Genomic DNA, 12,684 nt, shown 5'->3' on the forward strand with positions numbered 1-12,684 from the left:
TTCATTGAGCGCCCGGATCCCCCCGGTCCTTCGACCGGAACATCCGTCGGCGAGGTCCCTCGCCCAGCTGGTCAGCGAGTTCGGTCTCGAGCACGAGGGTTCCCTCGACGGCGTCGAGGTCACCGGAGTCACGCTGAGCACGGCGGACCTCCACCCCGGCGACCTGTACGTCGGCGTGCCCGGCGAGCACCGCCACGGTGCAAAGTTCGCGTCGCAGGCGCGTGACGGCGGCGCCGTCGCGCTCCTGACCGACGCGGCCGGCCTCGAGCTGGCCCGCGGCTGCGGTCTCCCCGTCGTCCTCGTCGACTCGCCCCGCGCCGCCCTGGGCGACGTCTCGGCGTGGATCTACCGCACCGGCGGCGAGGACTCGCCCCTGTTGTTCGCCGTGACCGGCACGAACGGCAAGACCAGCACCTCCTACCTGCTCGAGGGCGTCCTGCGGCAGCTCGGGCTCGTGACGGGCCTGAGCAGCACGGCCGAACGGCACATCGGCGACCTGACGGTCGTCAGCCGGCTGACGACGCCCGAGGCGAGCGAGATGCACGCCCTGCTCGCGCGGATGCGCGAGAGCGAGGTGCGCGCCGTGGCCGTCGAGGTCAGCGCGCAGGCGCTCAGCCGCAACCGGGTCGACGGCCTCGTGTTCGACGTCGCGGCCTTCACGAACCTCAGCCACGACCACCTCGACGACTACGCCGACATGGAGGAGTACTTCCACGCGAAGCTGCCCCTCTTCCAGCCCGACCGCGCCAAGCGCGCCGTCGTCTCGCTCGACTCGCCGTGGGGCCACCGCGTCGTCGACAACGCCCGCGTGCCCCTCACGACGATCACGATCCTCCCCGACGTCGAGGCCGACTGGCGCGTCGAGATCCTCGACGAGCAGGCCGCCTGGACCGAGTTCCGCCTGACCGGGCCGGAGAGCCGCGAGCTCGTCACCCGGGTGCCCCTGATCGGCTGGCACATGGTGGCGAACGCCGCCCTCGCCGTCGTCATGCTGGTCGAGGCCGGCTTCGAGCTCGGCGCGATCTCGCAGGCCCTCGAGGCGGACGGCGGCATCGTCGCCTACCTCCCGGGCCGCACCGAGCGCGTCTCGGGCGACCGCGGCCCGAGCGTCTACGTCGACTTCGGCCACAGCCCCGACGCGTTCCTCACGACCCTGGCGGCCGTGCGCCGCTTCACCCCGGGCAAGGTCGTCATGCTCTTCGGCGCCGACGGCGACCGGGACAAGACCAAGCGCGCCGACATGGCCCGAGTGGCCGCAGAGGGGTCCGACATCCTCGTCGTCACCGACCACCACCCTCGCTTCGAAGACCCTGCCTCGATCCGAGCCACGCTCGTCGAGGCGGCCCGTGCCGCACGGCCCGGGCACGAGATCCACGAGGTGAGCCCGCCCGAGGCGGCCATCCGCACGGCGGTCTCGCTCGTCGGCGAGGGCGACTCGATCCTCTGGGCCGGCCCCGGCCACCAGGACTACCGCGACATCCGCGGCGAGCGGACCCCGTACTCGGCCCGCGACGAGGCCCGTGCCGCGCTGCGAGAGGCCGGGTGGGCCGAGTGATCGCGCTGACCCTCGCCGAGCTCGCCGAGATCGCCGGAGGCGCCCTGCACCTCCCCGAGGGCGGTCCCGAGCGCGACCAGGTCGTCGACGGCTCCGTCGAGACCGACTCCCGGCTCGTCACGTCGGGCTCCGTCTTCTTCGCGCTCCGGGGCGACGAGACCGACGGCCACCTGTTCGCCGGCTCCGCCGTCGAGTCGGGCGCGGCCGTCGTCGTCGCCGAGCGCCGTCTCGACCTGCCCGTGCCCGTCGTCGTCGTCGACGACGGCGTCGTCGCCCTCTCCCGCCTGGCGGCGGGCGTCGTCGAGCGCGTCCGCCGCGGCGGGCGCCTGCGCGTCGTCGGCGTGACCGGCTCGAACGGCAAGACGAGCACGAAGAACATGCTCCGGGCGGTGCTCTCGGACGTCGGGCCCACCGTCGCCCCCGAGGGGTCGTTCAACAACCACGTCGGCGCCCCGATCTCCATGCTGCGCGTCGACCTCGACACCGAGTACCTGGTGGTCGAGATGGGCGCCTCCGGCCCGGGCGAGATCGCCCGCCTGGTCGAGATAGCCCGTCCCGACACGGGCGTCGTGCTCAAGGTCGGCCTGGCGCACGCCGGCGGCTTCGGCGGCATCGAGGGCACCCGCGCGGCCAAGGCCGAGATGGTGACCGACCTGCCCGAGACGGCCACGGCCGTCCTCAACGTCGACGACGACCGCGTCGCCGGGATGGCCGCCGACACCGCGGCGCGCGTGGTCGGGTTCGGGCTGACCGACTCGGCCGCCTACCGGGCGACCGACCTCGAGGTCACCCGGTCGGGCACCTCCTTCGTGCTCGAGCACGACGGCGTCTCGCGACCCGTGTCCCTGCGCATCCTCGGCGAGCACCACGTCATGAACGCCCTCGCCGCCCTCGCCGTGGCGGGGGAGTGGGGCCTCGACCTCGACCGGGCCGTCCAGGTCCTCGAGGGCGTCGCCCGTGCCGAGCGCTGGCGCATGGAGGTCCTCGAGGCCGGCGACGGCGTCACGATCGTCAACGACGCCTACAACGCGAGCCCCGACTCGGTCGCGGCCGCGCTCAAGACCCTCGCGCAGATCGTCCCCGAGGGCGGCCGCTCGGTCGCCGTGCTGGGCGAGATGGCCGAGCTGGGCGACCTCGCGCGCGAGGAGCACGACCGTGTCGGGCGCCTCGTCGTCCGGCTCAACGTCGGCCAGCTGGTCGTCGTGGGCCACGAGGCCCGCCACATCCACGTCGCGGCCGGGCTCGAGGGCTCGTGGGACGGCGAGTCCGTCCTCGTCGACACCATCGACGAGGCCTACGAGCTGCTGCGCGGCACCCTCCGCGACGGCGACGTCGTGCTCGTCAAGTCGTCGAAGTCGGCCGGCCTCCGCCACCTCGGCGACCGTCTCGCGGGGGTGACCGCGTGAAGGCGCTCCTCATCGCCGGCGCCGTGTCGCTGGTCTTCACCCTGCTGATGACGCCGCTGTTCATCCGGCTCTTCCACCGCCTCGGCTGGGGCCAGTTCATCCGGGACGACGGCCCCCAGTCGCACCACACCAAGCGGGGCACGGCGACGATGGGCGGCATCGTCCTCATCATCGGCACCGTGCTCGGCTACTTCGTGGGCCACCTCGGCGCCCAGGACGAACTGACCAACAGCGGCCTCCTCGTCCTGTTCATGATGGTCGGGCTCGGCGCCGTCGGGTTCCTCGACGACTTCCTCAAGGTGCGCAACCAGCGCAGCCTCGGGCTCGGCGGCTGGGCGAAGATCGCCGGCCAGGTCGTGGTCGGGGCGGTCTTCGCGGTGCTCGCGCTGTCGTTCCCCAACGAGAACGGGCTGACCCCCGCGTCGACCATGATCAGCGGCATCCGCGACATCTCGTGGCTCGACTTCATGTTCTTCGGCACGATCGTCGGCGGCGGGCTGTTCCTGATCTGGGTCGTGCTGATCACGGTGAGCACCTCGAACGGCGTGAACGTCGCGGACGGCCTCGACGGCCTCGCGACCGGGGCCTCGATCCTGGCCATCGCCTCCTACATCTTCATCGGGTTCTGGCAGTTCAACCAGTCGTGCTTCAGCACGCGGCTCGACGAGGCCACGCGGTCGGCCTGCTACTCGGTGGCCGACCCGCTCGACCTCGCCGTCGTCGCGGCCGCGATCTGCGGCGGCCTGATCGGGTTCCTCTGGTGGAACACGTCGCCCGCCCAGATCTTCCTCGGCGACACCGGCTCGCTCGGCCTCGGCGGCGCCCTCGCGGCCCTCGCCATCCTCAGCCGCACCGAGCTGCTGCTCGTCCTCATCGGCGGCCTCTTCATCGTCGTCACCGGGTCGGTGATCCTGCAGCGGGCGTACTTCAAGATCACGCACGGCAAGCGGATCTTCCTGATGAGCCCGCTCCACCACCACTTCGAGCTCAAGGGCTGGGCCGAGGTGACCGTCGTGGTCCGCTTCTGGATCATCGCGGGGCTGTTCGTCGCGGCGGGCGTGGGCGTGTTCTACCTCGAGTGGATCTCGCGGACCTCGTGACGACCGCCGCCTCCGACCCCGTCCTCGCCGCGCGGCTCGACGGCCTCACGAGCTGGCACGCCGACTGGTCCGGCCTGCGCGTCCTCGTCCTGGGCCTCGGCGTCACGGGCTTCGCCGTCGCCGACACGCTCGCCGAGCTGGGCGCGCGCGTCGTCGTGCTCGCGCCGACCGTCGACGACGACCGCGCCGAGCTGCTCGGCCTGATCGGCGCCGAGCTCGTGCTCGACCCCGACATGGCGTCCGTGCCGCAGCGCGTCGTCGACTTCGACGCCGAGCTCGTCGTGCTGTCGCCCGGCTTCGCGCCGCACCACCCGCTGGCCGTCGCGGCCGTCGAGTCCACGGCGGCCGTCTGGGGCGACGTCGAGCTCGCCTGGCGCCTGCGCGACAAGACCGCGCGCGTCGCCGACTGGCTGCTCGTCACGGGCACGAACGGCAAGACCACGACGACCCAGCTCGCGACCGCGATGGCCCTGGCCGACGGCCGTCGGGCCGCCGCCGTGGGCAACATCGGCGTCCCGGTGCTCGACGCCGTCCGCGACCCCGAGGGCCTCGACGTCCTCGTCGTCGAGCTGTCGAGCCACCAGCTGCACTGGCTGCCCGTCGAGGGCCCCGGGGCCCTGCGGCCGCGCGCCTCCGTCTGCCTCAACCTGGAGTCCGACCACCTCGAGTGGCACGGGTCGTTCGACGCCTACCGCGACGCCAAGGCGCGCGTCTACGAGAACACCGTCGTCGCCTGCGTCTACAACAAGGCCGACCAGGCCACCGTCCGCATGGTCGAGCAGGCCGACGTCGCCGAGGGGTGCCGCGCCGTCGGCTTCGGGCTCTCCGCGCCCGGCCCGAGCGAGGTCGGCATCGTCAGCGGCGACGAGGGCGGGGTCCTCGTCGACCGTGCGTTCCTCGCCGAGCGCCGTCACCGCGCGCTCGAGCTCACGACCACCGGCGAGCTCGAGGCCGCGGGCCTCGGCGCGGACCACCTCGTCGAGGACGTCCTCGCCGCGGCGGCGCTCGTCCGTGCCGTCGACGTCGACCCCGTCGCGGTGCGCGACGCGCTGCGGGCCTTCCGCGTCGACCACCACCGCACGGAGGTGGTGGCCGAGTCGGCGGGCGTCGTGTGGGTCGACGACTCCAAGGCCACCAACCCCCACGCCGCCCACGCGTCGCTGGGCGCGTTCCCGTCGGTCGTCTGGGTCGTCGGGGGCACCTTCAAGGGCGTCGACCCCGAGCCGCTGGTCCGCGACGCCGTCGCCGGCCTCAGGGCGGCGGTGCTCATCGGGGTCGACCGGGTCGGCCTCCGGGAGGCCTTCCGGCGACACGCCCCCGAGCTGCCCGTCTTCGAGGTCGTCGAGACCGACACTGAGCGGGTGATGCCGACGGCGGTCCGCCTGGCGGCGGCCGCGGCGAGGCCGGGCGACACCGTCCTGCTCGCCCCCGCGGCGGCGTCCTTCGACCAGTTCACCGACTACACCGCACGCGGCCGGGCCTTCGCGGCCGCGGTCGCACACCACCTGGGAGGTGACGCTGATGGCGCAGAAGCCGACCAGCCTCCCGCGTCGCCGGCCGACTGAGTCGACCGGCCCGCGGGACGCGGACGCCCACGGCCGCCCGGGGGCGCACGGCGGCCGCCAGGCCGCGGCCGTCGTGGCCGTCAAGAAGCTCTTCGCCGCCGAGACGGGGTCGTTCTTCCTCATCCTCGGCACGACGCTGTTCATGGTCGTGCTGGGCCTCGTCATGGTGCTCTCGTCGTCGTCGGTCGAGCAGTACATCGCCTCGAAGCACACGTCGTTCTTCGGCGCCTTCGTGCGGCAGGGCATGTACGCCGCGATCGGCATCCCGCTCATGCTGATCGCGTCGAGGCTCCCCGTCTCGTTCTACCGCCGACACGCGTGGAAGATCCTCGGCGCCGCGGTCGTGCTCCAGCTGCTCGTGTTCACCCCCCTCGGCTACGAGGTCGGCGGCAACCGGAACTGGATCCGCCTGGGCGAGAGCATCTCCGCGCAGCCCTCCGAGGCCGTCAAGCTCGCCCTCGCCGTCTGGCTGGGCATGATCCTCAGCGTCAAGCGCGACCTCCTCGACGATTGGAAGCACCTGGCGATCCCGCTCGTCCCCGTCGTGGGCGTCGCCGTGGGGCTCGTGGTGCTGGGCGGCGACCTGGGCACGACGATGGTCATGCTCCTCCTCGTCTTCGCGGCCGTCTGGTTCGCCGGCGTCCGCCTGCGGTACCTCGCCGTGCCGGTGCTGTTCCTCGCGGCGGCCATCCCGCTGATCGCGTCCGGGTCCGCCTCGCGCAACGAGCGGATCGCCGCCTGGATGTCGGGCTGCACCGACTCCAGCGACTACCAGGCCGCCTGCTGGCAGACGCTGCACGGCACCTGGGCCCTCGCCTCCGGCGGGCTCTTCGGCGTCGGCCTCGGCAACTCGAAGTCGAAGTGGTCCTGGCTGCCCGAGGCCGACAACGACTTCATCTTCGCCATCATCGGCGAAGAACTGGGCCTGATCGGGGCGATCGTCGTCCTCGCCCTGTTCCTGGTGCTCGCCGTCGGCTTCGTCAAGATCATCCGACGCACGAACGACCCCTTCGTCCGGGTCGTGACGGGCGCCGTGACGGCGTGGATCATCGGACAGGCCCTCATCAACATCGCGGTCGTGCTCGGGCTGCTGCCCGTGCTCGGGGTGCCCCTGCCGCTGATCTCGGCGGGCGGCTCCGCGCTCATCGTCACGCTCGTGGCCATCGGCGTGGTGCTCTCGTTCGCCCGCCGTCCGGAGGAGCAGACGCCCGTCCGGCAGGCCCCCGGCCAGCGGGTAGGGTCTCTCCGGTGACGACGTACCTCCTCGCCGGCGGCGGCACCGCCGGCCACGTGAACCCCCTGCTCGCCGTCGCCGACCGCATCCGCGACACCGAGCCCGACGCGACCGTGCTCGTGCTCGGCACGGCCGAGGGCCTCGAGGCCCGGCTCGTGCCCCTGCGCGGCTACGAGCTGCTGACCGTGCCCCGCCTGCCGTTCCCGCGCAGTCCCTCGCGGGCGGCGCTGCGGTTCCCGTCGGCCCTGCGCGGGGCCGTCGCCGGCGTGCGCGAGCTGCTCGACCGGCACGACGTCGACGTGGTCGTCGGCTTCGGGGGCTACGCCTCGGCGCCGGCCTACGTCGCCGCCTGGCGCTCACACGTCCCCCTCGTGGTCCACGAGGCGAACGCGAAGCCGGGCATCGCCAACGTCCTCGGCTCGTGGTTCACCCGGCACGTCGGCGTCGTCCACCGGTCGACGCGGCTGAGGCACGGCCGGCAGGTCGGCATGCCCCTGCGACGCGAGATCGAGCAGCTCGACCGGCGCGACAGCCGGCAGGAGGCGGTGGCCGAGTTCGGCCTCGACCCCCGCAAGCCGACGCTGCTGGTCACCGGCGGCTCGTCGGGCGCCCGTCGCCTCAACGAGACCATCGCCCGCTCGGCGACCAGCGTGCTCGGCGCGGGCTGGCAGATCCTGCACGTGACGGGGCAGAAGTCCGACCTCCGCAGCACCGACCTGGCCGACCACCACCTCCTGCCCTACTGCGACCGCATGGACCTCGCCCTCTCGGCGGCGGACCTCGTCGTGTCGCGCGCCGGCTCCGCGACCGTCAGCGAGCTGACGGCGCTCGGCCTGCCCTCGGTCCTCGTGCCCTACCCCGTCGGCAACGGCGAGCAGGTGCACAATGCCACCGACGTCGTCGCCGCCGGGGGAGCCGTGCTCGTCGCCGACGCCGACTTCACGCCCGACTGGGTGCGCTCGACGCTCGTGCGCCTGCTCCAGGACAGGGCGGGCATCGCCGACATGGCCGTCCGGGCCGGGACGGTGGGCGTGCTCGACGGGACCGACCGCACGGTCGAGCTCGTGCACGAGGCGCTCCGTGCCGGCCCGGCGCGCGGCGCCGCCCACGTCCGCACCCGCACGGCCGACCCCGCCCACCACACCGAGACGACGAGCACCGAGAGAACGAGCACCGAGCAGTCATGATCAAGCCCGACCTCCAGCAGCAGATCCCCGCCGAGCTCGGCCGGGTGCACTTCGTCGGCATCGGCGGCTCCGGCATGAGCGGCATCGCCCGGGTGTTCCTCGCCGCGGGCCACACGGTGTCCGGCTCCGACATCCGCGAGACCGCCGCAGTGGCGGCCCTGCGCGAGCTCGGCGCCACGATCGCCATCGGGCACGACGCCGCGAACGTCGGCGACGCCGACACGCTCGTCGTCACCGGCGCCCTCTGGCAGGACAACCCCGAGTACCAGCTCGCCCTCCAGCGGGGACTGCCCGTCCTGCACCGCTCGCAGGCGCTCGCGTGGCTCATCGGCGGGCACCGTCTCGTGTCGGTGGCCGGGGCCCACGGCAAGACGACGTCGACCGGCATGATCGTGACGGCCCTGCTCGCCGCGGGCCACGACCCCAGCTTCGTCAACGGCGGCGTCATCCAGTCGCTGGGGCTCAGCGCGCGGGGCGGCTCGGACGACCTCTTCGTCGTCGAGGCGGACGAGTCGGACGGCTCGTTCCTGCTCTACGACACCGCGGTGGCCCTCATCACGAACGTCGACGCCGACCACCTCGACCACTACGGCTCGCACGAGGCCTTCGACGCCGCGTTCGTCGAGTTCGCCACGGCTGCGCGCGAGCTCGTGGTGGTCTCGTCGGACGACGCCGGCGCCCGCCGCGTCACCGCCGCGCTCGAGCACGACCACGTGGTGACGTTCGGCGAGCACGAGTCGTCCGACGTGCGGCTCTCCGACGTCGCGTCGGAGGGGCCCGTGTCGTTCACGCTCCACCACGCGGGCTCGAGCTGGCCCGTCCAGCTGCGCGTGCCCGGGCGCCACAACGCCGTGAACGCCGCCGGGGCCTTCGCGGTGCTGGTCGGCCTGGGGGTCGACCCCGAGGCGGCCGTAGCGGGGCTCGAGACCTTCGGCGGCACCGAGCGCCGCTTCGAGCTGCACGGCACGGTGCGCGGGGTCAGCGTCTACGACGACTACGCCCACCACCCGACCGAGGTCGCGGCCGCGCTGCAGGCCGCCCGCTCGGTCGTCGGCGAGGGGCGCCTGATCGCCGTGCACCAGCCGCACCTCTACAGCCGCACCCGCATGATGGCGGGCGAGTTCGCCGAGACCTACGAGCGCCTGGCCGACCACACCGTCGTCCTCGACGTCTACGGCGCCCGCGAGGACCCGGAGCCCGGGGTCACGGGCGCGCTCGTCTCGGAGCGCTTCGCCGACCCGTCCCGCGTCGACTTCGTGGCCGACTGGCAGGCCGCCGCCGACCGCACGGCCGAGATCGCCCGCGACGGCGACTTCGTCATCACCCTGGGCTGCGGCGACGTCTACCGCATCGTCCCGCAGCTGCTCGGCTCGCTCGACGCCGCCTCGGCGCCCGACGCGTCGACCGCGGAGGAGACCGGAGCGTGACCGCACGTCGGTCCCGGCCGACGGGACGAGGCCGCGCGTGAGGCGCCCCGAGGGCTTCGACCCGGGCGCGCAGGGACCGGACGGCACGGACGAGCACGAGGAGGCGCCCCGCGCGACGTCCCTCCGCGACCGGCTGGCGGCGGTGCGGCCCCGGCGCGAGCGGCCGTCGTCCGACGACGCGCCGGCGGAGGCCGGCACCACGGCCGACGCCCCTCGCGTCGACGACCGCACGGCGTCCGGCAGCGCCCCGGCCGCGCCCGTCGTGCTCGGCACCGGCACCGGCAGCGCGACGCGCCCTGACCGCGCGCCGACGCACCCCGACGAGACTGCCGACCGGTCGGGCACCCCGCGCATCGAGCCCGCGGGCGGCGCCGCCGAGGCGCGCCGCCGCGCCGTCGAGGCCCGTCGGGCCGCGCGTCGTGCGTCGGGGGAGCGGAGGCGCACCGAGCGCACCGAGGTCCGTCGCTTCACGAGGCGGTCGAGGCACCGCCGCACCGCCTGGATCACCGTCGGCGCCGTCGCCGCGCTCCTCGTCGCCTCCGTGGGGGTGGCGGTGTTCTCGCCCCTGCTCTCGCTCGAGCAGGTCCAGGTCGAGGGCACGGAGCGCGTCGACGCGGCCGAGGTGCAGGCCGCCGTGTCGGGGCAGCTCGGCACGCCGCTCGCCCGGATCGACTTCGGGCGCATCACGACCGAGCTCGAGCGGTTCCCCCTGATCGCGAGCTACGTGACCGAGACGGCCCCGCCGCACACCCTGGTCATCCGCGTCACCGAGCGCCAGCCGATCGCGACCGTGCCCTCCGGCGACGGCTTCGACCTGGTCGACCCCGCGGGCGTCGTCGTGCAGCACCTCGACGCCCGGCAGGAGGGGGTGCCCCTCGTCGACGTCGGTGGAGCGGCCCTCGACGGGACGGCCTTCCGGTCCACCGCCGAGGTGCTGCTCGCGCTGCCCCAGGCGCTGCGCCAGACCGTGGACTCGGCCACCGCCTCGACGGCGGACGACGTCACCCTCTCGCTGACGACGGGGGAGCAGGTCGTGTGGGGCAGCGCCGACGACTCGGCTGCCAAGGCCCAGGTGCTCGCCGGGCTGGTCGCGGACCAGGCGCGGCGCGACCCGTCGGCCTCGGTCGAGTTCGACGTGTCGGCGCCCGACAACGGCATCATCCGGACGCGATGACGCGCCGTGCGTTCGCGACACGCCTGTCCGGCTGGTCCTCGCGTCCCGCGGCGGCACCTACCGTGTGACTGCAGCACTTGCATACCATGTACAACCTTAACCTTCAACTTGCGAGTTAAGGTTCAAGCGGAGGCCCGGACGTGACAACGAACCATAACTACCTAGCCGTGATCAAGGTCGTCGGTGTCGGCGGCGGTGGCGTCAACGCCGTCAACCGCATGATCGAGCTCGGTCTCCGCGGAGTCGAGTTCATCGCCATCAACACCGACGCCCAGGCGCTCCTCCTCAGCGACGCCGACGTCAAGCTCGACGTCGGCCGCGAGCTGACGCGCGGCCTCGGCGCCGGCGCGGACCCCGAGGTAGGCCGTCGCGCCGCCGAGGATCACGCCGAGGAGATCGAGGAGGCGCTGGCCGGCGCCGACATGGTCTTCGTCACCGCGGGCGAGGGCGGCGGAACGGGCACCGGCGGCGCACCCGTCGTGGCGCGCATCGCCAAGTCGATCGGCGCCCTGACCATCGGCGTCGTCACGAAGCCCTTCGGCTTCGAGGGCAAGCGCCGCCAGGCGCAGGCCGAGGCCGGCGTCGCCGCGCTCAAGGACGAGGTCGACACCCTCATCGTCGTCCCGAACGACCGCCTCCTCGAGATCTCCGAGCGGGGCATCTCGATGGTCGAGGCCTTCGGCACGGCCGACCAGGTGCTGCTCGCCGGCGTGCAGGGCATCACCGACCTCATCACCACCCCCGGGCTCATCAACCTCGACTTCGCCGACGTCAAGTCGGTCATGCAGGGGGCAGGGTCCGCCCTCATGGGCATCGGGTCCTCGCGCGGCGCGGACCGGGCCATCAAGGCGGCCGAGCTCGCCGTGGCCTCGCCCCTCCTCGAGGCGAGCATCGACGGCGCCCACGGCGTCCTGCTCTCCATCCAGGGAGGGTCGAACCTCGGCATCTTCGAGATCAACGACGCCGCCCGCCTGGTGCAGGAGGCCGTCCACTCCGAGGCGAACATCATCTTCGGAGCCGTCATCGACGACACCCTCGGCGACGAGGTGCGCGTCACCGTGATCGCCGCCGGCTTCGACGGGGGAGAGCCCACGGCCAAGACGAAGGACCGCCGCTCGAGCTTCGTCGAGTCCGACTCCGCACCGGCCGCGGCCGCGACGCCCGGCGTCTCGGCCATCGCCGACTCGGGCAGCTCGCACGACACGCCGTCGTGGCGCCGACCCGACGAGCACACGGCCACCCAGGCCGTCGACCCCGCCTTCGACGGCGGCGACGACGACCTCGACGTGCCCGACTTCCTCAAGTAGCACGTGACGGACGGTCTCGACCTCGGAGGCGACCTCGGCGAACGACTCGCCAGGGTCGCCTCCGGCGTCGACGACGCCGTCCGTGCCGCGGGGCGTCGCCCGGACGAGGTGACCACCATCGTGGTCACCAAGTTCCACCCGGCGTCGGTCGTCCGCGCGCTGCACGCCCTCGGCGTGCGCGACGTGGCCGAGAACCGGCACCAGGAGGCGCAGGCCAAGTCGACCGAGACGGCCGACCTCGAGGGGCTCCGGTGGCACTTCGTCGGGCAGCTCCAGTCGAAGAAGGCGCGACAGGCTCGGCGCTACGCCGCCGCGGTCCACTCCCTCGACCGCGACAGCGTCGTCGACGCCCTGGCGGTCGACGACGGACGCGTGCTGGACGGCTTCGTCCAGGTGTCGCTCGACGGGCAGGAGGGGCGCGGCGGCGTGCCCGAGTCCGACGTCGAGAGGCTGGTCGAGCGACTCCTGGCGGCGGACGGCGTCCGGCTCCGGGGCGTCATGGCCGTGGCGCCGCTGGGCGAGCCGGCCCGCCCGGCCTTCGCGCGCCTCCGTGGGGTCTCCGAGCGCGTGCGCTCGCTCGCCCCCGAGGCCGTCGCGATCTCGGCCGGCATGTCGCACGACTACGCAGACGCGGTCGTCGAGGGGGCGACACACCTGCGCATCGGGACCGCAATCACGGGTCCGCGGCCCGAAGCCGGTTAATCTCGGTCACAACGCCCCACGATCCGG

At 73.5% G+C, this 12,684-nt stretch carries 10 protein-coding genes; all 10 read left to right on the forward strand.

Features of this window, described 5'->3' with window-relative positions; genetic code table 11:
• Positions 1–4 precede the first annotated feature (4 nt).
• The 10 genes from FHR78_RS00150 to FHR78_RS00195 all read left to right on the forward strand — a co-directional run bounded on the left by FHR78_RS00150 (position 5) and on the right by FHR78_RS00195 (position 12,657).
• On the forward strand, positions 5–1,555 hold the full coding sequence (locus FHR78_RS00150) for a Mur ligase family protein (RefSeq protein ID WP_166758537.1): 1,551 nt from the start codon (positions 5–7) through the stop codon (positions 1,553–1,555).
• On the forward strand, positions 1,552–2,961 hold the full coding sequence (locus FHR78_RS00155; protein ID WP_166759612.1) for a UDP-N-acetylmuramoyl-tripeptide--D-alanyl-D-alanine ligase: 1,410 nt from the start codon (positions 1,552–1,554) through the stop codon (positions 2,959–2,961). The genes FHR78_RS00150 and FHR78_RS00155 overlap by 4 nt, the downstream gene beginning before the upstream one ends.
• Positions 2,958–4,061, forward strand: a complete 1,104-nt coding sequence (gene mraY / locus FHR78_RS00160) for a phospho-N-acetylmuramoyl-pentapeptide-transferase (RefSeq protein ID WP_166758538.1) — start codon at positions 2,958–2,960, stop codon at positions 4,059–4,061. Before FHR78_RS00155 ends, mraY begins: the two co-directional genes overlap by 4 nt.
• On the forward strand, positions 4,040–5,626 hold the full coding sequence (gene murD / locus FHR78_RS00165) for a UDP-N-acetylmuramoyl-L-alanine--D-glutamate ligase (RefSeq protein WP_432207132.1): 1,587 nt from the start codon (positions 4,040–4,042) through the stop codon (positions 5,624–5,626). Before mraY ends, murD begins: the two co-directional genes overlap by 22 nt.
• Positions 5,583–6,878 carry a putative lipid II flippase FtsW gene (gene ftsW / locus FHR78_RS00170; protein WP_166758539.1) on the forward strand — a complete coding sequence of 432 codons (1,296 nt, stop codon included), beginning with the start codon at positions 5,583–5,585 and terminating at the stop codon, positions 6,876–6,878. Before murD ends, ftsW begins: the two co-directional genes overlap by 44 nt.
• On the forward strand, positions 6,875–8,047 hold the full coding sequence (locus tag FHR78_RS00175) for a glycosyltransferase (protein ID WP_166758540.1): 1,173 nt from the start codon (positions 6,875–6,877) through the stop codon (positions 8,045–8,047). The genes ftsW and FHR78_RS00175 overlap by 4 nt, the downstream gene beginning before the upstream one ends.
• Complete coding sequence (gene murC / locus FHR78_RS00180) at positions 8,044–9,474, forward strand: UDP-N-acetylmuramate--L-alanine ligase (RefSeq protein ID WP_166758541.1); 1,431 nt, start codon at positions 8,044–8,046, stop codon at positions 9,472–9,474. The genes FHR78_RS00175 and murC overlap by 4 nt, the downstream gene beginning before the upstream one ends.
• Before the next feature lie 37 nt (positions 9,475–9,511).
• Complete coding sequence (locus tag FHR78_RS15490; RefSeq protein WP_347877976.1) at positions 9,512–10,648, forward strand: FtsQ-type POTRA domain-containing protein; 1,137 nt, start codon at positions 9,512–9,514, stop codon at positions 10,646–10,648.
• 140 nt (positions 10,649–10,788) lie between these two features.
• Positions 10,789–11,955 (forward strand): cell division protein FtsZ, encoded by a 1,167-nt coding sequence (gene ftsZ / locus FHR78_RS00190; protein ID WP_166758542.1) that lies wholly within the window; start codon positions 10,789–10,791, stop codon positions 11,953–11,955.
• Between the two features lie 3 nt (positions 11,956–11,958).
• The gene (locus tag FHR78_RS00195) at positions 11,959–12,657 is read left to right on the forward strand and encodes an alanine racemase (protein ID WP_166758543.1); all 699 of its coding nucleotides are present in this window, start codon (positions 11,959–11,961) and stop codon (positions 12,655–12,657) included.
• Positions 12,658–12,684 lie beyond the last annotated feature (27 nt).

The organism is Frigoribacterium faeni (assembly GCF_011761235.1).
GTDB classification, from domain to species: Bacteria; Actinomycetota; Actinomycetes; order Actinomycetales; family Microbacteriaceae; genus Frigoribacterium; species Frigoribacterium faeni_A.